21 protein-coding genes are annotated in these 21,572 nt (G+C 72.4%); 8 read left to right on the plus strand and 13 right to left on the minus strand.

Features of this window, described 5'->3' with window-relative positions; genetic code table 11:
* Window positions 1–6: 6 nt before the first annotated feature.
* The 3 genes from B0I33_RS29590 to B0I33_RS00275 form a co-directional block, all read right to left on the minus strand.
* On the minus strand, window positions 7–189 hold the full coding sequence (locus B0I33_RS29590) for a hypothetical protein (protein WP_146147432.1): 183 nt from the start codon (window positions 187–189) through the stop codon (window positions 7–9).
* 86 nt (window positions 190–275) lie between these two features.
* Entirely contained in the window at window positions 276–1,133 is an 858-nt protein-coding gene (locus B0I33_RS00270; RefSeq protein WP_106176447.1) for a YybH family protein, read from the minus strand.
* Between the two features lie 80 nt (window positions 1,134–1,213).
* Window positions 1,214–2,230 (minus strand): sigma-70 family RNA polymerase sigma factor, encoded by a 1,017-nt coding sequence (locus B0I33_RS00275; protein ID WP_245900371.1) that lies wholly within the window; start codon window positions 2,228–2,230, stop codon window positions 1,214–1,216.
* A gap of 162 nt (window positions 2,231–2,392) precedes the next feature.
* Here B0I33_RS00275 and B0I33_RS00280 point away from each other — a divergent pair, with 162 nt between their 5' ends.
* Window positions 2,393–4,111, plus strand: a complete 1,719-nt coding sequence (locus B0I33_RS00280) for an IlvD/Edd family dehydratase (protein ID WP_106176449.1) — start codon at window positions 2,393–2,395, stop codon at window positions 4,109–4,111.
* A 40-nt stretch (window positions 4,112–4,151) separates the two neighbouring features.
* Here B0I33_RS00280 and B0I33_RS00285 read toward each other — a convergent pair whose 3' ends face one another.
* Window positions 4,152–4,901 (minus strand): TetR family transcriptional regulator, encoded by a 750-nt coding sequence (locus tag B0I33_RS00285; protein ID WP_106176450.1) that lies wholly within the window; start codon window positions 4,899–4,901, stop codon window positions 4,152–4,154.
* 98 nt (window positions 4,902–4,999) lie between these two features.
* Here B0I33_RS00285 and B0I33_RS00290 point away from each other — a divergent pair, with 98 nt between their 5' ends.
* Together B0I33_RS00290 and B0I33_RS00295 are read left to right on the plus strand one after the other, a co-directional pair.
* Window positions 5,000–5,464 carry a hypothetical protein gene (locus B0I33_RS00290; protein ID WP_106176451.1) on the plus strand — a complete coding sequence of 155 codons (465 nt, stop codon included), beginning with the start codon at window positions 5,000–5,002 and terminating at the stop codon, window positions 5,462–5,464.
* Window positions 5,465–5,556: 92 nt separating this feature from the next.
* The gene (locus B0I33_RS00295) at window positions 5,557–6,684 is read left to right on the plus strand and encodes a glutathione-independent formaldehyde dehydrogenase (protein WP_106176452.1); all 1,128 of its coding nucleotides are present in this window, start codon (window positions 5,557–5,559) and stop codon (window positions 6,682–6,684) included.
* Between the two features lie 24 nt (window positions 6,685–6,708).
* Here the strand turns inward: B0I33_RS00295 and B0I33_RS00300 are convergent, their stop codons facing one another.
* From B0I33_RS00300 to B0I33_RS00310, 3 genes are all read right to left on the minus strand, one after another.
* The gene (locus tag B0I33_RS00300; protein WP_106176453.1) at window positions 6,709–7,431 is read right to left on the minus strand and encodes a mycothiol-dependent nitroreductase Rv2466c family protein; all 723 of its coding nucleotides are present in this window, start codon (window positions 7,429–7,431) and stop codon (window positions 6,709–6,711) included.
* A gap of 278 nt (window positions 7,432–7,709) precedes the next feature.
* Complete coding sequence (locus B0I33_RS00305; RefSeq protein WP_106176454.1) at window positions 7,710–9,014, minus strand: MFS transporter; 1,305 nt, start codon at window positions 9,012–9,014, stop codon at window positions 7,710–7,712.
* Entirely contained in the window at window positions 9,011–10,021 is a 1,011-nt protein-coding gene (locus B0I33_RS00310) for an FAD-dependent oxidoreductase (RefSeq protein ID WP_106176455.1), read from the minus strand. The genes B0I33_RS00305 and B0I33_RS00310 overlap by 4 nt, the downstream gene beginning before the upstream one ends.
* A 90-nt stretch (window positions 10,022–10,111) precedes the next feature.
* Between B0I33_RS00310 and B0I33_RS00315 the strand changes: the two genes are divergently transcribed.
* Entirely contained in the window at window positions 10,112–10,717 is a 606-nt protein-coding gene (locus B0I33_RS00315; protein WP_106176456.1) for a helix-turn-helix domain-containing protein, read from the plus strand.
* Between the two features lie 155 nt (window positions 10,718–10,872).
* The gene (locus B0I33_RS00320; protein WP_106176457.1) at window positions 10,873–11,148 is read left to right on the plus strand and encodes a YggT family protein; all 276 of its coding nucleotides are present in this window, start codon (window positions 10,873–10,875) and stop codon (window positions 11,146–11,148) included.
* A 3-nt stretch (window positions 11,149–11,151) separates the two neighbouring features.
* Here B0I33_RS00320 and mftD read toward each other — a convergent pair whose 3' ends face one another.
* From mftD to B0I33_RS00350, 6 genes are all read right to left on the minus strand, one after another.
* Window positions 11,152–12,324 (minus strand): pre-mycofactocin synthase MftD, encoded by a 1,173-nt coding sequence (gene mftD / locus B0I33_RS00325; protein WP_106176458.1) that lies wholly within the window; start codon window positions 12,322–12,324, stop codon window positions 11,152–11,154.
* Window positions 12,325–12,359: 35 nt separating this feature from the next.
* Window positions 12,360–13,550 (minus strand): mycofactocin radical SAM maturase, encoded by a 1,191-nt coding sequence (gene mftC / locus B0I33_RS00330; RefSeq protein ID WP_106176459.1) that lies wholly within the window; start codon window positions 13,548–13,550, stop codon window positions 12,360–12,362.
* Between the two features lie 15 nt (window positions 13,551–13,565).
* A complete protein-coding gene (mftB, locus tag B0I33_RS00335; RefSeq protein ID WP_106176460.1) occupies window positions 13,566–13,841 on the minus strand; it encodes a mycofactocin biosynthesis chaperone MftB in 276 nt (91 codons plus the stop codon).
* Window positions 13,831–13,929 (minus strand): mycofactocin precursor MftA, encoded by a 99-nt coding sequence (gene mftA / locus B0I33_RS00340; protein ID WP_106176461.1) that lies wholly within the window; start codon window positions 13,927–13,929, stop codon window positions 13,831–13,833. Before mftA ends, mftB begins: the two co-directional genes overlap by 11 nt.
* A gap of 149 nt (window positions 13,930–14,078) precedes the next feature.
* A complete protein-coding gene (locus B0I33_RS00345) occupies window positions 14,079–15,233 on the minus strand; it encodes a hypothetical protein (protein WP_106176462.1) in 1,155 nt (384 codons plus the stop codon).
* A 34-nt stretch (window positions 15,234–15,267) separates the two neighbouring features.
* Complete coding sequence (locus B0I33_RS00350; RefSeq protein ID WP_425440434.1) at window positions 15,268–15,918, minus strand: glycoside hydrolase family 12 protein; 651 nt, start codon at window positions 15,916–15,918, stop codon at window positions 15,268–15,270.
* A gap of 970 nt (window positions 15,919–16,888) precedes the next feature.
* On the opposite strand from B0I33_RS00350, the gene B0I33_RS00355 reads away from it, so the two are divergent.
* The 3 genes from B0I33_RS00355 to B0I33_RS00365 all read left to right on the plus strand — a co-directional run bounded on the left by B0I33_RS00355 (window position 16,889) and on the right by B0I33_RS00365 (window position 21,473).
* The gene (locus B0I33_RS00355) at window positions 16,889–17,935 is read left to right on the plus strand and encodes a lytic polysaccharide monooxygenase (RefSeq protein WP_106176961.1); all 1,047 of its coding nucleotides are present in this window, start codon (window positions 16,889–16,891) and stop codon (window positions 17,933–17,935) included.
* Window positions 17,936–18,092: 157 nt separating this feature from the next.
* Complete coding sequence (locus B0I33_RS00360; RefSeq protein WP_281259327.1) at window positions 18,093–19,835, plus strand: glycoside hydrolase family 6 protein; 1,743 nt, start codon at window positions 18,093–18,095, stop codon at window positions 19,833–19,835.
* A gap of 96 nt (window positions 19,836–19,931) precedes the next feature.
* Entirely contained in the window at window positions 19,932–21,473 is a 1,542-nt protein-coding gene (locus B0I33_RS00365) for a PQQ-dependent sugar dehydrogenase (protein ID WP_106176465.1), read from the plus strand.
* The last annotated feature ends 99 nt before the right edge of the window (window positions 21,474–21,572 follow it).

Raw genomic sequence — 21,572 nt, forward strand, 5'->3', positions numbered from 1 at the left:
CCGGCGTCACCGCCGGTTCTCCCGCAGTGGTGGTTCCGGCTCGGGGACCGGCGGCTGCGGCGGCTGGGGCGGCTCCGGCTCGGGTGGTGGTTCGGGGCCCGGTGGCCGCGGCGGCTCGGGTGGCGCCGGATCGGGTTCCGGGGGCGGTGTGGGCCCCGGCCCGGGATCCGGCGGAACAGGACGGACCATGCCGTGCTCCTTCCCTCGGTGGGACGTTCCCGTCCGGGACGGGATTCCCGCCGCCGCGGCCGGTTACGCCGCGACCCGGCGCACCCTCACGGCCGGAGGTCGGTCCTCGCCCGCCCGGTCTCCGGGTCGTACGGGAAGGAGAGATGCTGGTGGATCAGCTGCCAGCGGCCGTCCCGGCGCTGGAACACCCGCGTGCCGCGCGACCAGCTCTCCTCGGCCGTGCCGTCCGCCGCCTCCGCGCGCACCTGGTTGAGCCCCCACGCCACGGCGAGGTCGTCCCGGACCAGCACCTCCAGGTCGGGCACGGTCCACGACACCGCCCCGGTGGCGCCGTCCAGCCCGCGCGCGCAGACCTCCCGCACGGCGTCCACCCCCACGTGGCGCAGCGGCGCGTCGTGCTCGTAGGAGACGACATCGTCGGCGATCGGCGCCATGAGCGCGGCGAGGTCCTTCCGCGCGGTGGCGCCGAACCAGTCGTCGTGCAGTGCCCGCACCTCGTCCTCGGCGGACGGCGTCCCGGTGTCCGTGTCCTCCGTGGTGTCCGCGTCCACGGGATGGGGGAAGGAGTGGTGCTCGTGCGCCACCACCCAGCGTCCCCGCTCCTTGCGCAGGCCCAGGGTGAGCCGCAGCCTGCGGTCCGGGTGCTCGGTGAGCTCCCGCGGTGTCCCGCAGCGCAGCAGGGCGTGGGCGAACGCGACGTCGTCGCCCGCGGTGATCTCGAGGGACACGATCTCGAACGACGCGCCCTGTGCCTGCCATGCGAAGAAGCCGGGCCAGACGTCGCGGTAGGCCTCGAGACCGCGCACGCCGCCGTGCGGCGGCGGCACGTCGAACAGCACGATGTCGTCGGCGTGGTCGGCGAGGACACCGTCCAGGTCACCGGCGTGCACGGCCGCGGCCCAGCGTTCGACGAGGGTCCGGATCCGGTCTTCGTCCGTGGTCATCGTTCGCGCTTTCCTTCCTTCGGTGGGACTGTCCCCCCTACAACCCGGGAAGCGCGCCGGACTCATCGCCCGCGGCCGGATCAGGGCACGATCTCGGCGGGCAGCGCGAACCGGGCGAAGTCGGCGGTGAGGAACGAGACCACCTCGGCGATCCGCCCGCCGCGCAACGTCAGCAGGTCGAGCCCCGCGGGCACGAACGCGGCGCGTTCGGCCCGCCACAGGTAGGTGCCGAACGCCAGCTGCCCGTTGGCGCGGGCCGGGAGGAACCGCCACCGCAGCGTGAGCGGCTCGGCCACCAGGAACTCCCGGACGGCGTCCCGGCCGCGGAACCACCGCGGCAGCGGCGGCATCGAGTACCGGACGTCCTCGGTGAGCATCCCGACGATCGTGTCCACGTCACCGCGTTCCCACGCGGCGGCGTAGCGCCGCGCCAGCTCCCGGGCCGCGTCCGCGCCCAGCGAACGCAGCGCCGCCTGCTGGCTGGTGCCGGGCCGGTGCGGCCCGAGCGCCGCGCGGGCGCGCTGCAAGCTGCTGTTGACCGACGCGACCGTGGTGCCGAGCTGGTCCGCGACCTCGCGCGCCGAGAAGCCGAGCACCTCGCGCAGCACGAGCACGGCGCGCTGGCGGGCACCGAGCCGCTGCAGCGCCGCGACGAACGCCAGCTCCACGCTCTCCCGCGCCAGGTAACGCGCCTCGGGCCCCGGCGCCGCGGCGCCCAGCCGGTCGTCGGGGTAGGGCTCCAGCCACGCCGTCTCGGCGGCGGGCGCCCCGGGGCCGAGGTCCGTGGGCAGCTCCCGGCGGCGCCGGTGTTCCAGCAGCGTCAGGCACCGGTTGGTGGCGATCCGGTAGAGCCAGGGCCGGATCGAGCCGCGGTCCTCGAAGCGGTCCAGCGCCCGCCACGCCCGGAGCAGGGCCTCCTGCACGGCGTCGTCGGCGTCGTGGACCGAGCCCAGCATGCGGTAGCAGTGCGCGTGCAGCTCGGCCCGGAACGGGTCGACCAGCCGCGCGAAGGCCGCCGGATCGCCCGCGCGCGCGGCCGTCAGCGTGCCGGCGTGGTCGCCGTGTCCGGCCGGGGTCGTCGCGTCTCCCGTGGTCACGGGTTCGGATTGTGCCACCGTGCCCGGTTCGCGACCGTCGACGCGATGCTGTCGACGGTATACCGTGGAAGCGGCCGCGACCGCCGTCCCCGTCCGATCCGACGCGAACCCGGAGAGACCGTTGCCGCTTCCCCGCATCGCACCGGCGCAGGCGAGTTCCCGATGACCGGAGGGCCGCTGCGCAGCGCCGGCTGGTACGCCGGGGACGACCGCAACTCCTACATCCACCGCGCGTGGATGCGCCGGGGAGTGCCGGGGGACGCGTTCGGCAAGCCGCAGATCGCCATCGCCAACACCGCCTCCGACCTCACCCCGTGCAACAAGCACCTGACCGAGGTGGCCGCCTCGGTCAGGGACGGGGTGCACGAGGCCGGCGGTGTCCCACTGGAGCTGCCGGTGCTGTCGCTGGGGGAGACGCAGCTGCGGCCGACGGCGATGCTGTGGCGCAACCTGGCGGCCATGGCGACCGAGGAGATGCTGCGCGCCAACCCGGTCGACGGGGTGGTGCTGCTCGGCGGCTGCGACAAGACGATCCCGGCGCTGCTGATGGCGGCCGCCTCGGTGGACCTGCCCGCCGTCGTCGTGCCGGGCGGCCCCATGCTCACCGGTCACTTCCGCGGCGCGCCGCTGGGCTGCGGCACGGACGTGTGGCGGCTGTCCGAGGAGGTGCGCGCGGGCACGCTGCCGGCGGACGAGTTCGCGCGGTCGGAGTCGGCCATGATCCGCAGCAAGGGGCACTGCAACACGATGGGCACCGCCTCCACGATGGCGCTCGTGGCCGAGGCGCTGGGCACGGTGGTGCCCGGGGTGGCCGGGACACCGGCGCCGGACGCCCGGCTGCTGGAGGCCGCGCACGGCACCGGCAGGCTGGCCGTCGAGCTCGTCGCGGCGGACCGGCGGCCGAGCACCCTGCTCACCAGGGGGTCGTTCCACAACGCGATCGTGGCGCTGGCGGCGATCGGCGGGTCCACCAACGCCGTGGTGCACCTGCTCGCGCTCGCGGGGCGGCTGGGCGTCGAGCTGACCGTGGACGACTTCGACCGGATCGGGTCGCGGGTGCCGCTGCTGGTCGACCTGCTGCCCGCGGGCCGCTTCCTCATGGACGACCTGCACCGCGCGGGCGGCCTGCTCGCCGTGCTGAGCCAGGTGCGGGACCTGCTCGATCCCGCGGCGCTCACCGTCACCGGCGAACCGCTCGTCGGCTACCTCGACGACGCGCCGATCTGGGACCCCGAGGTCATCCGGACCCGCGCCGAACCGGTCCTCGCCGAGGGCGGTATCGCGGTGCTGCGCGGCAACCTGGCGCCCGGCGGGGCGCTGATCAAGCCCGCGGCCGCCGCACCGCACCTGCTGCGGCACCGCGGCCGCGCGGTCGTGTTCGACAGCATCGAGGACTTTCACGCCCGCATCGACGATCCCGGCCTCGACGTGGACGCCGACTCGGTGCTGGTGCTCCGCGGCTGCGGCCCGAAGGGCTACCCGGGGATGCCCGAGGTGTCGAACATGCCCCTCCCGGCGAAGCTGCTCGAACAGGGGGTGCGGGACATGGTCCGGATCTGCGACGGCCGCATGAGCGGCACCGCCTACGGCACCGTGGTGCTGCACGTCGCGCCGGAGGCCGCGGCGGGCGGGCCGCTGGCGCTCGTGCGCACCGGGGACGTCGTCGCCCTCGACGTCCCGGCGCGGCGGATCGCGCTGGAGGTGCCCGAGCGGGAGCTGGCCCGCCGGACGCCGGACGCGGCCACCGTGGCGGGCTTCGCGAATCCCGCCCGGGGCTGGGAACGTCTCTACGTCGACCACGTCCAGCAGGCCGACACCGGCGCCGACCTCGACTTCCTCACCGGCTCCAGCGGCTCGGCCGTGCACCGGGACTCGCACTGACCCCGCGCGACGGCGCGCTCGTTAGTGGCACGCCGTGCCGTTACCGAGCGTCGTCGTGCGGATTCCGGGCGAGCGCCTTGGTGATCCGTTCGGCCACCTCGGGTGCCGGTGCGGAGGTGCGCAGCACCGCGACCACGGTCCGGTCGCCTGGCTCGCCGGGGGTGGCGGGGGAGTGGGCCAGCCGGACCGTGGCGAAGGCCTGGTCGGCGAGCGCGTGCGCGTCCACGGCCCCGTCGCCGCGCAGCCACTGGCGCAGGACGTGGTTGTGGGCGGCGGCGACCGCCGCGGCGGCGATGGGCGCCCGCATCTCGGCGAGCGGATCCCCCGCCGCCTGGAAGCGCGCCCGCAGGTACCGGGTGAACACGCGCTGGTACCGGTCGACGCTGGCGACCTCCTTGTCCCGCAACGAGGTCACGGTGCGGGTGAGGGCGTACCGCTTGAGGGACACCTCGGGATCGCGCAGGTAGAAGTCGAGCACCAGCCGGACCGCGTCGCACACCGTCTCGACCGGATCCCGCTCGTCGTCGGAGTCGGCCAGCCTGCGCTCGATGTCGACCAGCAGCTCGTCGTGGTTGGGGAAGATGGCGTCCTCCTTCGACCGGAAGTACCGGAAGAAAGTGCGCCTGCCGACGCCCGCGGCGGCGGCGATGTCGTCGACCGTCGTCGTGTCGTACCCGCGTTCCAGGAACAGGTCGATCGCGGCCCGGGTGAGCGCGCCGCGCAGCCTGCGCCGGCCCGCGACGGTCCGCCCGGCGCGGGGGCGGGGTGCCTGCTGGGTGTCGACGGACATGCGCAGAACGTAGCAGGTGCCTCTTGCTAGTGGCACTCCGTGCCGTTAGCATCCCCGGAAGTGGTGGACAAGGACGTGCCGCAGAGAAGAGGGACACCATGAGCGTGGAGCTGGAGGCGGCCCCGTCGCCGGGGACCGGGGTGGACTACCGGGGTACGTTCGGCTGGCCGGTGGAGTGGCACCAGGGCGGCCTGCGGCTGGTGACCGGCTCCGGGGTGGGCGCCGTGGTGGTGCCGAGGGCGCTCTCGGAGGTCGTGCTGGCCAGCCTGGCCAGGCAGGGCTGCTCCGGCCCGGCGGTGGCCCTGCCGACGCGGCGCGAGCGAGTCACCGTCCTGCTGGTGGAGGCCGACGACGTCGCGGTCGCGGAGACGCCGCTGCCCTCGGGCGTCCGGGTCCTGCCCGCCGGCTCGGCCATCCCGCTGCCCGGGGAACGCGGCACGCACACGCTGGCGCGGTGGATCGTCGAGCCCGACCCCTCCCAGCGGTGGCTGCCCAGCCTCGGCTCCGTGCTGACCGTGATCTCCTCGTCCACCATCGTGCGGCCCGGCGCGCTCGTCTGGTGAACCGCCCGCCTCGGCCGGAGTGACCTGCATGGCATGCCCGCCCGCGTACCCGGGTAGTCCCGGGGCAGGAGCACACGGCCGAGGAGGTCCGCATGAGAGCAGTGGTGTACCAGGGTCCCCACGAGGTGGCGGTGCGGGAGGTGGACGATCCCCGCGTCGAGCAGCCGACCGACGCGCTGGTGCGGATCACCACGACGGCCATCTGCGGGTCCGACCTGCACATGTACGAGGGACGCACGATCGCCGAGCCCGGCATCGTGTTCGGGCACGAGAACATGGGCATCGTCGAGGAGGTCGGTTCCGGCGTCACGAGCGTCCGCGCGGGCGACCGCGTGTGCCTGCCGTTCAACATCGCGTGCGGCTTCTGCCGCAACTGCCTGGCCGGCAACACGGGCTTCTGTCTCACCGTGAACCCGGGGTTCGCCGGCGGCGCGTACGGCTACGTCGGCATGGGTCCCTACCCGGGCGGCCAGGCGGAATACCTGCGGGTGCCGTTCGCCGACTTCAACTGCCTCCAGCTGCCCCGCGGGGAGGAGCACGAGGACGACTTCGCCATGCTCGCCGACATCTTCCCGACCGGATACCACGCGACCGAGCTGGCGCGGGTGTCTCCCGGGGAGACGGTGGCGGTCTACGGCGCGGGCCCGGTCGGGCTGATGGCGGCCTACTCCGCCCTGCTGCGCGGCGCCTCCCAGGTGTTCGTCGTGGACAAGGTGCCGGACCGGCTGCGGCTGGCCGAGCAGATCGGCGCCGTGCCGATCGACTTCACGCGCGGCAGCGCGCCGGAACAGATCAGGGACCGCACCGACGGCGGCACGGACAAGGGCATCGACGCGGTCGGCTACCAGGCGACCGTGCCCGAGGGCGAGGAGCAGCCCGCGGTGGTGCTCAACGACCTCATCGAGACGGTCCGGGCCACGGGCACGCTCGGGGTCGTCGGGCTGTACCTGCCGAGGGACCCGGGCGCGCCGAGCGAGGAGGCCGGACAGGGCCGGTTGCTCATCGACGTGGGCCGCTTCTTCGAGAAGGGCCTGCGCATGGGCAGCGGGCAGGCGAACGTCAAGGCCTACAACCGGCATCTGCGCGACCTGATCATCGCGGGCCGCGCGGCACCCGGGTTCGTCGTCTCGCAGCGCAGGCCGCTGGACGACGCCCCCGACGCGTACGCGCGGTTCGACCGCAGGGAAGAGGGCTACAGCAAGGTCGTCCTCTCGCCGTGACACCCGGTGGCGGGGTGGGCGGCCCTACCTCTTCAGCCGCCTGCTCCCGCCGTGCCAGTCCTCCTCCGCGCCGGTCTCGCCGTCGGCGACGCCGAACGCGCGCAGCTGCGGCCGCTCGCGCAGGCTGCGCTTGAGCTCCGCGAACCCCGGGAACGCGGCCAGGCCGACGACGTGGTCCCACAGGCGCAGCGCGTCCTCGTCGCCCGGCAGCCTGCTGATGACCGGGCCGAAGAACGCGGTTCCGTGCGGCGGTCCGAAGTGGATGATCGGGGTGCCGACGTCCTTGCCGGTCAAGGACAGCGCCTCGTCCGTCTCAGCCTGGATCTCGGCGTCCAGGGCCGGGTCGTCGAGCGCGTCGGCGAGTCCGGCGGGCAGCCCGGCCCTGGTGAGCAGGGGCTCGGCGAACGCGCGGCCACCGCGATCCCCCGGCGCCAGCTCGGGCGAGTTCGCCGAGTCGAACACCGCGGTGCCGATCGCCTCGTAGAGCGGTCCCACCGCCGCGCGCCCGTGCTCGGCCCTGGCACGGGCCGCCACGCGCAGCAGGCGCAGCCCGGCGGTGTGGCCCGCCTCGTAGCCCTCGGGGAAGTGGCTTTCGTAGTCGACCTCGGCTTTGACCAGCCGCAGCGAGATGAAGCGCCAGTCCACCGTGTAGGCGCGCTGGGCCATCACCTTCCGCACCCACTTGCTGGTCATCCAGGCGAACGGGCACACCGGGTCGAAGTAGAAGTGGATGTCCGCGTCGGCCATGGGTCTCCTTCCCGAGGGAACCGGCCCCTCCAGCGTAGGGACATCCGCCGTCCCGGGACCAACGGCGAGAGCGAGTGGCGTCCACCGCACACTCGCCGCGGGCACGCTTCCGCACTCGTGGCGCCCGACGCCGAGACGCCCTGCCGGTCCTGGTTCCACTCCACGGGCAGCACCGACTCCGCTCCGCCTCCCGGCTGTGCCGGTCACACCGCCCGGCCGACCGGTGTGACCGGCACAGCAGGGAGGTGTCCGGCAGCGATCCGGACGGGACGCCTTCGTCAGGCCGAGTGCGCCCGGTCCTCACCGGGGCGCTGTGGTGGGTCACCGCCGGCGCCGCTCGGAATCCGGCCGTGCGGCGGCGCCGTCCGGCACCGGGCGCGCGACGTGCCGGCGTGGCTTCGCCGGTCGCGGAGGATCAACGGCACGGCGGCCGCGGCGAGTCCGGCCCCGACGAGGCAGACCGACGTCAGCGCGGCGCCGTGGCTGAGTGGGACGGCGGCGAGCACCGGGGTGATGCTGATGCCTAGTTGGAATGCCGACACGGTGGTGGCGCCGGCGAGGGTCGGCGCCTGGGCCGCGATGGAGAAGACACGGCCGTAGAGGGCGGGGTTCAGCACGAACGCGGCGATCCCGAGCACGAACACCGTGGGCACCGCTGTGGCGGGGTGGTGGATCGCCGCGACCAGCACCGCCGACAGTGCCAGGGTCGCCACCGCGCCGGTGAGGAGCGCGAGGTGCGGGCGGTGGTCCGAGATACGGCCGCCGAGGGAAAGGCCGAGGAACGCACCGGCACCGAAGAGCGCGAGCACCGCCGGGATCCAGAACCCGGGCAGGCCGGCGATGTCCTCGAGCATGGCGGCCAGGTAGTTGTAGGTGATCATGTACGCGGCGGTGGTCAGGATCGTGATCGCGTAGACGACCCACAACCTCGGGTCGCGCATGGTGACGAGTTCCCGCGAGATCGTTGGCGCGGCCGTCGGGTGCCGGCCGGGGCTCCGCGCCGGGATTCCGCGGAGGCAACCGATCATCGCCGTGATCGTCAGGACCACGACGGCCCAGAAACCGGCGCGCCACTCGGTGAAGTGGCCAAGCAGGGTACCGGCGGGCCCACCGGCCACCATGGCGACGCTGAGCCCGCTGACCACGACTCCGGAAGCGCGGGCGCTCCGCTCGGGCCGGGCCAGGCTGATCGCGGTCACCGCGGCAACCGCGAAGAAGCCCGCGTAGGCGACACCCGCGGCGACCCTGGTGACCAGCAAGATCTGGTAGTTGCCCAGCAGGCCGCAGGCAATGCTGACCGCGAAGACGGCCTGAGTCGCCACCAGTGCGGTGCGGCGTGGCCAGCGCAGGCTGAGCACGGCGAAGGGCGGCCCGCCAACCACGACGCCGATCGCGAAGGCGGTGATCAAGAACCCGGCCGAGGTCAGTGTGACGCCGAGGTCGGCGGCGACCGCAGGCAGGACGCCTGCCAACAGGAACTCCGCGCTTCCCATCGCGAACAGGCTGAACCCGAGCAGGTACACGCCGGCGGGCAGCCCCTCGCTGCGGCGACGGCGTGCCGGTTCGGTTGCGGCACCGGTCATCGGCTCGCACCTCCGGCGGTGCGGCCGCCCGGTGCGATGGCCGCTGCCAGTTCCTGTCCGAGCAGCCAGGCGGTCATGGCGATCGCGGCGGCGGATCCCGCCCCCGCGGCGGTGACGACCTGCGCCCGGGGGTTGGCCACGTTTCCCGCCGCCCACACCCCGCGCACCTCCGTGGCGTCGACCGAGCCGACGCCGACCGGCCCGCTCGCCGGGTCCGGCGGGGCAGCCAGCATCGTCAGGATCCGGTCCCGCGGCACGAGACGTGGCGCCGCGAAGATCGCATCGGCGACGACCGTCGCGCCGGTGCCCAACTCGATCGTGACCGGCCCCGCGTCCGCCGGGCCCCGCCCTGGTCCAACGCGGACGACCGGACCGTCGACCGTGCGCACGCCGTACGCCTCCAGCCGACGCCGCCCGGCCGGGCCGATCTCCGTGCCGTTGAGGCAGAAGACCACCTGGTCGCTGTAGCGGCGCAGCGGCGCCGCCAGGTGAGCCGACCCCGACTCCGTCGTCGCCGTCGCGGGGTTTGCGACGACCGCGATGGCGCGCTCGCGGACTTCGTAGTCGTGACAGTGTGGACAGTGGTGGACTCCGGGTCCCCACCGTTCTCGCAGCCCGGGAATGTCAGGCGGCCCGTCATGGAGTCCGGTCGCCACCAGCAGCGGCCGGGAGCGCAAGAGCTCGCCGTTGTCGAGTTCCAGCTCGAAGGTGCCGTCCGCGGAGCGGCAGGCGTCGACCACCGTCCCCCGTGCCAGTGTCCCGCAGTACCGGGCGTCCTTGTCCTTTCCGACCGCGAGGAACTTCCTCGGCGCCATGCCGTCGCGAGCCAGATAGCCGTGCATGTCGTTCGCCGGCTCATTCCGGGGCTGGCCACCGTCCACGACCGCAGTCGTGAACGGCGCCCTCGTGAGGACCATCCCCGCCGAAAGGCCGGCTCCTCCTCCGCCGACGGCGTCCCACAGCCCCCGCCCCTCCGGGCGGCCCGTGCACCGCGTTGTGCGGTTCATGCGTATCACCTCCGCCGAGAGGGTCCGCGGAACGGACCGGTTCCGGCAAACAATGTTGCCGATTCCGGGATGAACTGGTGAACTGCCGGTATGGACGGGAACCCCAGCGTCGACGCCGTCATCGAGCAGATCGCTCCCCGGCTGAGACGGGCCCGGGAGAAGAAGGGCGTCAGCCTCGCCTACCTCACACGGGCGACCGGTATCTCCGTCAGCACCCTGTCCCGCCTCGAGTCAGCGCAACGCAAGCCGAGCCTCGAACTTCTCCTGCCGATCACGGCGGCGCTCGGCGTCCCGCTCGACGAGATCGTCGCCGCCCCTCGCGTCGTCGACCCGCGCGTGCCGCAGCACCCGACCAGGAGAGACGGCCGGGTGCTGATTCCGCTGTCCCGCCAGCAGGGCGAGCCGCGCGCGTACAAGATGACGATCCCGGCCCACGACAACCAGCCCCACCCGCGAACCCATGCCGGATACGAATGGCTCTACGTCCTCCGTGGCCGGCTCCGGGTGCACCTCGGTGACCACGACTTCGTCATGGGGCCGGGTGAGGCGGCCGAGTTCGACTGCCAGATCCCGCACTGGTTCGGCGCCACCGGCCGCGGCAGCGTCGAGGTGCTCAGTCTCTTCGGGAAACAGGGCGAACGGATCCACCTCCGCACCTCCCGCCGCTCCCGGCACCGGCCTCCCGCCCCGTCCTGAGCCGTGTCGGGTGGCGGGGAGAAGCTCCTGCCCAGCGACGCCGGGAACGGCACCGGCTGATCGTTCGCCGAGAACGGCGGACCGGGCACGATCCGGCGGTCGCCGACGTTGTACCAGGCAGGAGTGTCACCGAGGCCGTCGGGAAGGAGATCGTGATGAGCCTCATCGGAGCCTTGCTGGGGTACGTCCTGACGGCGTTCATGCTGGTGCTGGTCGCCAGGGCGGTGCTGAGCTGGGTCGGCATGGCCGCGGGCGACCGGCCGTGGGTGCGCAAGGCGAGTGCGGTGACCCACAGCCTCACCGAGCCGGTCATCGCACCGGTGCGGCGGGTGCTGCGCCCGGCCCGGGTCGGCGGGCTGGGGATCGATCTGGCGTTCACCGCGGTGTTCGTCGGTGTGCTGATCCTCCGCTCGATCGCGTTCAGCCTGTAGCTGTCACATGCCCCTGGTGAACCCGTCCGGCAGCAGCACGTCGTCCGGCGTCAGGTCGTGGACGCTCTTCCTGCCGAGGCCGTAGAGCGTGCTGTCGATGCCCTGGCGCAGGATCTCGAGAACATTGTGGACACCGCGTTCGCCGTTCGCGGCCATGCCCCAGAGGTAGGCGCGGCCGATCAGCACGGCGTCGGCGCCGAGGGCGAGCGCCTTGACGACGTCGCTGCCGCGGCGGATGCCGCCGTCGAGGAGCACCTCGATCTGGTCCCCGACCGCGGCCGCGACGCCCGGCAGGGCGCGGATCGCGGCGGGGGTCGAGTCGAGGTTGTTCCCGCCGTGGTTGGACACCGAGATCGCGGTGGCGCCGATGTCGACGGCGCGCTTGGCCTCGTCCGGCCGGTAGACGCCCTTGATCAGGAACGGTCCGTCCCACTGCTGCCGCAGCCACGCGAGGTCGTCCCACGTCGGGGGAGAGGTGCCCATCCACTCGCCGTAGGCACCGAAGAACGACGGTCCCGGTTCGCCGACGGCGGCCAGGTTCGGCGTCGTGAGGTCGGGCAGGCGGCCGGACCGCACGTACCGCGCCAGCCAGCCCGGCCGGGCGAGGACCTGCGGAGCGAACGCGACGGCGGTCCGCAGGTTCACCTTCTCCGGAATCGGCGGGGCGCCCCAGTCGCGGGCCGTCGCGAACACCCAGTCCAGCGTGACGATCAGCCCCTTCGCCCCCGCCTCCCTGGCCCGGTCCAGCCGCGCGCGGATGCCGTCCCGCGACCCCTGCCAGTAGACCTGGAAGAACGTCTTGTCGTTGGCCGCGACCACCTCCTCGATGGGCTTGGCGGCGAACGAGGACAGCCCGATCGCGGTACCCGACGCCGCGGCGGCCCTGGCGACCGCGACCTCACCGCCGGGGTCCACGGCCTGCACCCCGGTCGGTGAGCAGATCACCGGCATCGAGATCTCCTGGCCCAGCACGGTGGTGCCGAGCTCGCGGGTGGCGGGCAGGTCGGCGATCCGCGGGCGCAGCCCGATCTCGGCGAACGCGGCCGTGTTGTCGGCCAGGGTGGTGCCCGCCTCCGAGCCGGCGTGCAAGGCCAGGAACACCGACCTGGGCACGCGCTTGCGCGCGCGTTCCCTGGCTTCGGCGACGGTCTCGAACCAGTCCTTGGTGCTGGCCATCGGCTGTTCCTTTCCGGTCCCCAAGGGACGATCGTTCAGGGCCGGAATCCGGCGAGGGGGCTGGTGTCGCAGGTGCGGTCGGGCAGCCGCTCCGGCTCGGGCGGCCCCCAGCCGATGGCGACGGGCACCCGCTTGCCGCGGTGCGAGTGGTCCTTGCCGGGCCGGGGCTTCGCGGTGCCCGCGCCCGCGGCGGCCAGCGCGGGCTCCCCGTTGCCCTTGACGCATTCGGGGTCGGGCCCGTCGAGCGGTAGGCCGGTGAAGAACTTCGCGGCCATGCACCCGCCCTGGCAGGCGTCATACGCCGAACAGGACGTGCAGGCGCCACCGGTCTGCGGTGTGCGCAGCCGCGCGAACAGCTCGGACTCGCGCCACACGGCGGTGAACCCGCCCTGGTCGCGGACGTTGCCCGCGAGGAACTCGTCGTGGATGGCGAACGGGCAGGCGTAGACGTCGCCGACCGGGTCGATGAGGCAGACCACCCGTCCCGCGCCGCACAGGTTCAGGCCCGGCAGCGGGGTGGAGCCGAGCGCGTTGAGGTGGAAGAACGAGTCCCCGGTCAGCACCTGCTCGCCGTGCCGCAGCAGCCAGTCGTAGAGCTGGTGCTGCTGCTCGGCGGTGGGGTGCAGCGCGTCCCACGTGTCGGCACCGCGGCCGGAGGGGCGCAGCCGCGTGATGCGCAGCTGGGCGCCGTGGTCCTCGGCGATCCGCCGGAACGCGTCCAGCTGGCCGGCGTTGTGGCGGGTGACCACCACCGACAGCTTGAAGCCGCGCAACCCGGCGGCACGCAGGTTGCCCATGGCCCGCATCGCGGTGTCGAACGACCCGGGGCCCCGGACGGCGTCGTTGACCTCCCGGGTGGCGCCGTCCAGCGACAGCTGTACGTCCACGTAGTCGGTGGCGGCGAGCAGGCGGGCACGGTCCGGGGTGATCCGCACGCCGTTGGTGGAGAACTTCACGCCGACCCGGTTCCCGACCGCGTACTCCACCAGTTCCCAGAAGTCGGGGCGGATGGTGGGTTCGCCCCCGCCGATGTTGACGTAGAACACCTGCAGCCGCCGCAGCTCGTCGATCACCGCCTTGCACTCGGCGGTGGTGAGCTCGCGAGGGTCACGGCGGCCGGACGACGACAGGCAGTGCACGCACGCCAGGTTGCAGGCGTAGGTGAGTTCCCACGTCAGGCAGATGGGCGCGTCCAGCCCATGCTGGAAATGCTCGACCAGTTTCACGACAGGCTCCCGGGGTCAGCGGGCCACGATGGTGCCCGCGGCGTGCAGTCCGGCCAGCGCGTCCAGGTACCGCCCGCGCTCGGCCTCCGGAACGTCGGCGGAGGCGAGCGCGGCGTGCGCGTCGGGCTGCTCCTCCAGTCCCCGCACCACCTCGACCAGCGTGCGGGTCTTCAGGAACGACAGCCGGCGCGTGGTGAAGTCGTAGACCAGCGCGCCGAACGGCTCCGGCCGTACCGCCACGGTGGGGCTGAGGCGGTACGGCCTGGCCGCGTCGAAGGGCTCAGTAGACACCGCACATGCCGTCGATCGAGACCTCCTCGACCAGCAGATCTTCCTCGACAACAGCGTCGGTGACCTCGGTGTTCTCCGGCTCGTCCATCCGGCTTCACTCCTCGTCGAGCGGGGGTGCTGTGAGCCCGACCATAATGACACCGGGTGCCAAATGGAAGGGTCGACGGCGGAGAGACCGCCGGAACCGTCCGTTCGGGCAGGTCCGGACTCCCCGGCCGGACGGTGGCCGGCGAGGGCTCAGCCGCACACGTTCAGGCGACTGTTCCGGAGCGTGTTACCGCGGAAGGTGGTGTTCTCGCCACACGGGTTCTCCGTGATGGCGGAGTCGGTCACCGTGAGGTTCTGCACGGTGATGTCGCGGTTGTTGGCGAACTCCGACCGTGCCGCCAGCCGGATCTCGCCACCGCGCGAGACGCTGCCGCCGCGGGCCGCGATGGTCACGTTGGAGCAGTTCTCGATCAGGATCGCGTTGTTGCCGGTGTCGGCGATGTCCACCCGGTCGACGACGAGTCCGCCACTTTCGGAGACGCAGAAGATCCCGCGGCCGCCGCCGCGCGCGATCACCTGGCCCACGCGGATGTTCGCCGGGTAGCCGTCGCCGATGCGGCCGTTGCGGTTGGCCGTGCGGAACGCCGCGTACCCGGTGCCGGTCCCGGCGCCGCTGGCGTCGACCGTCCCCACGGTGGCGTTGACGGTGTCGTTGAGCAGCAGGCCCGAGCCTCCGGTGTCGCGGGCGACCACGGTGCCGATGGTGAGGCCGTCCACACCGTAGGTCTCGACGCCGTGGGTACTGGTGCCGGAGACCGACACGTGGTCGATCCGGACGTTGCGGGTGCGGACGCCGCGGTCGCCGTGGTTGTCGATGCGCACGCCGAGACCGCGGGACAGGCGCAGGTCGATCCGGCCGAGCGTGACGTTGGTGGCGTTGCGGACGAAGATCCCGTACACCGGCGAGCCGGTGACGGTGAGATGCTGTACCTCGATGTCGCGCACGTCGCGGGCGTAGACCGGTGCCTGGTCACCGGAGCCCGAACCGGTCACGTCGAGGGTGCCGCAGACGTCCAGTGCCGTGTAGCTCGGCAGCGAGATCCGGGACCCGGCGCTGAGCGAGCCCGAGCCCCGCACGACGACGCGTTGCTTGGCGGTGCGCCCCGGGGTGAGGCTGTCGAGGGCGGCCTGGACCGCCGCGCGGGTGTCACCACCACTGTAGACGGTCCTGCTGCCGTTGCGAGCGGTCCACGTGCCGCCGCTCCTGGTCACCTCGGCGTGGAACGAGCCGGTGCCGCATTCGGCTGCCGTCCCCGGTGCGGTGGAGGCGTGGGTGAGGGCCGCGCCCGCGCACACCGCCGCCGCGCACGCGGCGATGGCCACTGTGGATCCACGGATTCCCATGGCATCTCCTGTTCCTGCGGAAATCGGGCGACGCTCAGCCGGTCGTGACCGAGTAGCTGTTGCTGACGAAGTCGAGGCCGCCGCTCGACGAGGTGATCTCGAATCCGAACTGGACATCGCCGACCGTCACGTCGCCGAACCAGCCCCGCGACCGGATCCAGTCCAGTACCGCCTTGATGTCGACGGTGCCGGAGCGCACGTTGCCCTGCCGCACGAAGGAGAACACGGCGTTGTGCCCGTTGGAGCCGCGGTAGACGTCCCACGTGTGCCCGCCGACGGACGCGGTGGCCTGCCACGACCCGATGGGGCCGACGGGACCCGTCTGGTTCATCCACAGCATGATCTCGTAGGCGCCGTTGCCGGCCCAGATGTCGTAGGCGGTGGCGTAGGCACCACTGCCGGGCACGCGGACGTCGAAGCCGCTGCGCAGCCGGCCCAGTGCGCTCACCTTCCGGTTGATGTTCCGCGCGACATGGGGATAGGACTTGACCCCGCCCGTGTTGGGATGGTCCGCCCAGACGCCCCAGTTGCCGTACGAGTTCGCCCACACGGTCTGCGGCCCGTGCCCGCTGCCCCAGACGTTGTTCCGGACCGTGTACCCGTTCTGCGACCAGCTGCCCCAGCGGTCCGAGGAGTACCAGGTCGCGGCGTGCGCCACGGGGGCCTGCAGGGTCAGCATGAGCATTCCCGCGCTCAACGCCGCGAGCAGTCGCGTTCGCCTTGTCATGGAACGTTTCTCCTTAGCATCCGGACGACGGTGTCCCTGCGGTGCCGGGTTCGTTCCCCCTCGTCCGCCTCCGGCCCCGGCACGTGCCGGAATCCGGTGGGCGGCGTGCTCGAATCGATTCGACGGTTCTCGACGGTGATGCCTACGGTAATGTGGTCTGTGCGACCGAATGTCTTTCGAAGCGCGTCGACGCCGAAGTTAGGGCAGTGGGAAAAGAACGCGCAAGGACTACGCCCGTTCTGGCTACGACCAAAGAATGGTCGGCGCGATACTCCCCGTCGAATTCGAGTCGATTCGACAACCTGCGATCGAATGCGGTCCGCGGCTCCCTGCGCGCGGCCGGCGCGCCGGATGGCCCGGCGGCCGCATTCGCGATCTTGGTGTGATGGTGCCCGGTGCGGCGGAAGCTGAGCCCTCGATATACCGCGGCCGGCACTCTCCCGGTAGGGGGCCATTCCTCTTTCTTGTTCTTTCCCGTCTGCGCGGGACAATTTTCCGGGTGAAATCCCTGCATGCCGGGTTGCCGGGCGGTGGCAGAACCACCCACGTGATTGACACCGCTGTCGCGCCCCCGCATCCTGGGAGCGCTCCAAACGGCACGTAGTCGAAGGATCACAGCATGCGAAGTCTTGGCGGTTCGCTCAGGGCCAGGCCGATCCCGCCCGAGCGAGCCGGTTCCCCGGTCACCGCGTTCCCCCGCCTCGCGGGACCCCGCGGTACGCGCTGAGGGAGCGCCCCGGCGCACCGCCGGCCTGCCGCCATCCCGGTGGCCGGCCCGGGTTCCGGACGTGGAGTGGCTCCCGCCGTTCCGGCGCGGCCTCGCGTCGCGCGATCTTTTCCTGACGTCCCGAGCGGTTACTGAGTCTGGGAGCGCTCCCAGGTTCCTTCGTCGGCAGAGAGTCCTGTGAGGAGGACGCACGTGAAGATCATGCGCAGAGTCGCCCTGCTGGGCCTGCTCGCCGCGCTCACCGGAGGTCTCGTGGTGGTCTCGCCCGCGCGGGAGGCGCTGGCGCACGGCGGGATGACGTATCCGGCCACCCGGACCTACGCCTGCTACCTGGACGGCAAGCAGGGTGGCCAGGGTGGTGACCTCGCCCCGACCAACCCGGCCTGCGCCGCCGCCGTGGCGGCGGGTGGCAAGACACCCCTGTGGAACTGGTTCGGCAACCTGCTCAGCGACGCGGGCGGCAGGCACCGGGAGATCATCCCCGACGGCAAGCTGTGCGGACCGAGCCCGACGTTCGACGCCTACAACGCGCCACACCCGGACTGGCCGACGACGACCGTGCAGGCCGGTGCGGCGATCACCTTCCGGTACAACGCCTGGGCGGCGCACCCGGGCACCTGGTACCAGTACGTCACGAAGGACGGCTGGGACCCGGACCAGCCGCTGGGCTGGGACGATCTGGAGCCGGTGCCGTTCGACCAGGTGACCAACCCGCCGATCGACGGCAGTGGTCCCGAAGGCGCGGAGTACACCTGGAACGCGCGGCTTCCGTCCGGCAAGAGCGGCCGGCACATCATCTACTCCATCTGGCAGCGGTCGGACAGCCCGGAGGCGTTCTACAACTGCTCCGACGTGGTCTTCGGTCCCGGCAACGGCGAGGACCCCGGAGATCCCGGAGATCCCGGAGACCCGGTGGACCCCGTCGATCCGGTGGTCGACTGCGAGGTCGGCTACTCGGTGCAGAGCGAGTGGAACAACGGCTACGTCGCCCAGGTCGCGGTGACCAACCGTGGTGCGGCCGCGCTGCCGAACTGGACGCTGACCTTCGGCAACCCGGAAGGGCAACGGGTGACGAACGCCTGGAACGCCGCCGTCTCCCAGGAGGGCGGCACGGTCACCGTGACCGGTAGCGGTCACACCACCGGCATCCCGGCCGGAGGCACGGTGAGCTTCGGCTTCCAGGGCACGCTCGACGGCGCGCACGTGGCGCCTTCGGGCTTCCGGCTCAACGGGACGGACTGCGACTGACCGGGCGGGAACGCCGGCGCCGGCCGCCTTCGCCCGGAGACATGGGAGCGCTCCCGGAACGGATCAGGGGGAGCAACTCGTCCGCGACGCCGCGGTCGTGGAGAAAGGAAGGAAACCCGAAATGGAAGCAGTACGTTCTCGATCGTGGAGACGCCGCGTGCGGCGACCACATCGCGTGCTCGCGGGTGTGGCCGCGTCGGCGACGGCGGCCGCGGGGCTGCTCGTCACCGGCGGCGCTCCCGCGGGGGCGGCCGAGCGGGTCGACAACCCGTACGAGGGCGCCAAGGTCTACGTGAACCCGATCTGGGCGGCCAACGCCGCCGCCGAGCCGGGCGGTGAGGCCGTCGCCGACCAGCCGACCGGCGTGTGGCTGGACCGGATCAGCGCCATCTACGGCAACGACAGTCCGACGACCGGCAGCTACGGGCTTCGCGACCACCTCGACGAAGCCCTCGAACAGGACGCCGACCTGGTCCAGATCGTCATCTACAACCTGCCGGGCCGCGACTGCGCCGCGCTGGCCTCCAACGGCGAGCTCGGTCCCGACGAGCTCGACCGGTACGAGTCCGAGTACATCGACCCGATCGCGGAGATCCTGTCCGACCCGGCCTACGCCGGGCTGCGGATCGTGGCCACGATCGAGATCGACTCGCTGCCGAACCTGGTCACCAACGTCGGCAGCAGGCCCACCGCGACCGAGCAGTGCGACGAGATGCTGGCCAACGGCAACTACGTCAACGGCGTCGGCTACGCCCTGAACAAGCTGGGCGACATCCCCAACGTGTACAACTACGTCGACGCGGGCCACCACGGCTGGATCGGCTGGGACGACAACTTCGAGCCGAGCGCGGAGATCATGTTCGAGGCCGCCAACGCCAACGGCGCGGAGCCCTCGGACGTGCACGGCTTCATCGCCAACACCGCCAACTACAGCGCGCTGGAGGAGCCGCACTTCGACGTCGACGACGTGGTCAACGGGCAGCAGGTCCGCGCGGAGTCGAGCTGGATCGACTGGAATCGGTACGTGGACGAGCTGTCGTTCGCCCAGGCCTTCCGCCAGCAGGCCGTCGAGGAGGGTTTCGATCCCGGCATCGGGATGCTGATCGACACCTCCCGCAACGGCTGGGGCGGTCCGGACCGGCCGGACGGCCCCGGACCGACGACGAGCGCGGAGGCCTACGTCGAGGGCGGGCGCGTGGACCGCCGGATCCACGTGGGCAACTGGTGCAACCAGGATGGCGCCGGGCTGGGCGAGCGGCCGCGGGCCAACCCGGAGCCCGGCATCGACGCCTACGTCTGGATGAAGCCGCCCGGCGAGTCGGACGGCTCCAGCGAGGAGATCCCGAACGACGAGGGCAAGGGTTTCGACCGGATGTGCGACCCCACCTACGGAGGCAACCCGCGCAACGGGAACAGCGCGACCGGCGCCCTGCCGGACGCGCCGATCTCCGGTCACTGGTTCTCCGCGCAGTTCCAGCAGTTGCTGCGCAACGCCTACCCGCCCATCGGCAGCGACCCGGGCGACCCCGGCGACCCGGGTGACCCGGGAGACCCCGGTGACCCGGGAGACCCGGGTGACCCCGCGGGTGCGTGCACGGTGGACTACGGCGTCCAGAACCAGTGGAACACCGGCTACGTCGCCCAGGTGACGGTGCACAACACCAGTAGCTCGGCCGTGTCCGGCTGGACGCTCACCTTCACCAACCCGAACGGCCAGCGGGTCACCAGCGCGTGGAACGCCACGGTGAGCCAGCAGGGCGACCAGGTGACGGCGACCGGAAGCGGATGGAACGGGAGCATCCCCGCGGGAGGCTCGGTGAGCTTCGGGTTCCAGGGCACGCTCACCGCCGCGCACACCACGCCCACCGGCTTCACGCTGAACGGTTCCACCTGCGACTGAGCCGAACTGGCGGCACCGGACGGGAGCGGGCGGCGCGGTGCGCGCGTCCCCGCTCCCGTCCCGGCTGGCGCCGGCTCGCGCGACAGGGAGTCACTCATGTTGAGACGAGCTCGAACGATACTGCTCTCGGTCGGCGTCGCCCTCGTCGTCGCCGGTCAGCCGGCCTGGTCCCTGCCCGCGGAGGCGCCCGCACCGGCGCGGGCGGCCGCGGTGCCGGTGGAACGGCTGGAGGTCACCACCACCCAGGTCGCCTCGGGCCTGCGGCGACCGGTCGCCCTCGCCGTCCCCGACGACGGCACCGGCAGGCTGCTGATCGCCGAGAAGGCCGGCACGGTGCGGACCTACCACCCCGATTCGGGGCTGGCCGCCCAGCCGTTGCTGGACATCAGCGACCGCGTCGACACCTCCGGTAACGAGCGCGGGCTGCTGGGCATCGCCACCTCGCCCGGCTTCGCCGCCGACCACCGGCTCTATGCCGCGTACACGAGCCTGCCCGACGGGGCCGTGACGCTGTCCCGGTTCACCCTCGGCGCCGGGGACCCGGCCGGTTCCGAGGAGGTCCTGCTCAGCCAGCCGCACAGCGAGTACGACAACCACAACGGCGGGCACGTCAGCTTCGGCCCCGACGGTCACCTCTACCTGGCCATCGGCGACGGCGGTCACACCGCCGACCCGTTCGACAGCGGGCAGGACCTGGGCACCCTGCTCGGCAAGATCCTCCGGCTGGACGTCAGCCGCCGCTGCGGCGACCTCGCGTACTGCGTTCCCGAGGACAATCCCTTCACCGGAACGCCGGGAGCGCGGGGCGAGATCTGGAGCTACGGCCTGCGCAACCCGTGGAAGTACACGTTCGACCCCGCCGACGGATCACAGTGGATCGCCGACGTCGGGCAGGGCTCCTTCGAGGAGGTCAACCACGTGCCCGCCGGGACCGGTGGCCACAACTTCGGGTGGTCCTGCCGGGAGGGACCCGCGCCCTTCGACGAGGCCCAGTGCCGCCCCGGCGCCGAGTACGTCGACCCCGTGTTCTCGTACCCCAGCACCGAGGGCTGCGCCGTGATCGGGGGCCAGGTCTACCGCGGCGACCGCTACGCGGAGCTGGCCGGCGGAACCTACCTGGCCGCCGACTTCTGCACGGCGACCGTGTGGGGCGTGCGGCCCTCCGGCGACGGCACGTACGACAGCGCGCCGATCGGCACCTTCCCGATCCAGGTCACCGCGTTCGCCGCGGATGACTCCGGGGAGCTGTACGTCGTCAACGACCTCCCCGGCCAGCTGCACCGGGTCGGGTTCCAGGAAGCGCGACCCGCGGCGCGGTGCACGGTCCGGTACCAGGTCGACAGCGACTGGGGCACCGGGTTCACCGCCTCGGTGACGGTGACGAACATCGGTGACACCCCGCTGGAGGGGTGGGAGCTGGGCTGGGACTTCCCCGCGGGACAGCGGGTCGCCGACGCGTGGAACGCCGGCGTCACGCAACAGGACACGACGGTGTCGGCACGCGGTGCCGCGTGGAACCGCGATCTCGCGGCGGGCGGGACGGTCTCCTTCGGATTCCGGGCCACCCGCGGGGAGACCAACGCGGCACCGGACGAGTTCGTGCTGAACGGCGGCACCTGCGACCGGGCGGGAGGTTGAGGAACGGGTGCCGTCCACCCACCCGGTGCGCCCGGGGCACGCCTGACCCGGGCGCACGTCAAGGGAGCGTTCCCGGCGCGCTCCGTCACTCTCGATGAG

Source organism: Prauserella shujinwangii, assembly GCF_003001955.1.
GTDB classification, from domain to species: Bacteria; Actinomycetota; Actinomycetes; order Mycobacteriales; family Pseudonocardiaceae; genus Qaidamihabitans; species Qaidamihabitans shujinwangii.

What these genes read in the sequence shown, in the direction of transcription:
- B0I33_RS00315 (WP_106176456.1), top strand. Translation starts at nt 10,112, where the DNA reads ATGGACGGGAACCCCAGCGTCGACGCCGTCATCGAGCAGATCGCTCCC.
- B0I33_RS00285 (WP_106176450.1), bottom strand. Translation starts at nt 4,901, where the DNA reads ATGTCCGTCGACACCCAGCAGGCACCCCGCCCCCGCGCCGGGCGGACC.
- B0I33_RS00300 (WP_106176453.1), bottom strand. Translation starts at nt 7,431, where the DNA reads ATGGCCGACGCGGACATCCACTTCTACTTCGACCCGGTGTGCCCGTTC.
- mftD (WP_106176458.1), bottom strand. Translation starts at nt 12,324, where the DNA reads ATGGCCAGCACCAAGGACTGGTTCGAGACCGTCGCCGAAGCCAGGGAA.
- B0I33_RS00270 (WP_106176447.1), bottom strand. Translation starts at nt 1,133, where the DNA reads ATGACCACGGACGAAGACCGGATCCGGACCCTCGTCGAACGCTGGGCC.
- B0I33_RS00355 (WP_106176961.1), top strand. Translation starts at nt 16,889, where the DNA reads ATGCGCAGAGTCGCCCTGCTGGGCCTGCTCGCCGCGCTCACCGGAGGT.
- B0I33_RS00280 (WP_106176449.1), top strand. Translation starts at nt 2,393, where the DNA reads ATGACCGGAGGGCCGCTGCGCAGCGCCGGCTGGTACGCCGGGGACGAC.
- B0I33_RS00350 (WP_425440434.1), bottom strand. Translation starts at nt 15,918, where the DNA reads ATGCTCATGCTGACCCTGCAGGCCCCCGTGGCGCACGCCGCGACCTGG.
- B0I33_RS00310 (WP_106176455.1), bottom strand. Translation starts at nt 10,021, where the DNA reads ATGAACCGCACAACGCGGTGCACGGGCCGCCCGGAGGGGCGGGGGCTG.
- B0I33_RS00345 (WP_106176462.1), bottom strand. Translation starts at nt 15,233, where the DNA reads ATGGGAATCCGTGGATCCACAGTGGCCATCGCCGCGTGCGCGGCGGCG.
- B0I33_RS00290 (WP_106176451.1), top strand. Translation starts at nt 5,000, where the DNA reads ATGAGCGTGGAGCTGGAGGCGGCCCCGTCGCCGGGGACCGGGGTGGAC.
- B0I33_RS29590 (WP_146147432.1), bottom strand. Translation starts at nt 189, where the DNA reads ATGGTCCGTCCTGTTCCGCCGGATCCCGGGCCGGGGCCCACACCGCCC.
- B0I33_RS00320 (WP_106176457.1), top strand. Translation starts at nt 10,873, where the DNA reads ATGAGCCTCATCGGAGCCTTGCTGGGGTACGTCCTGACGGCGTTCATG.
- mftA (WP_106176461.1), bottom strand. Translation starts at nt 13,929, where the DNA reads ATGGACGAGCCGGAGAACACCGAGGTCACCGACGCTGTTGTCGAGGAA.
- B0I33_RS00365 (WP_106176465.1), top strand. Translation starts at nt 19,932, where the DNA reads ATGTTGAGACGAGCTCGAACGATACTGCTCTCGGTCGGCGTCGCCCTC.
- B0I33_RS00295 (WP_106176452.1), top strand. Translation starts at nt 5,557, where the DNA reads ATGAGAGCAGTGGTGTACCAGGGTCCCCACGAGGTGGCGGTGCGGGAG.
- B0I33_RS00305 (WP_106176454.1), bottom strand. Translation starts at nt 9,014, where the DNA reads ATGACCGGTGCCGCAACCGAACCGGCACGCCGTCGCCGCAGCGAGGGG.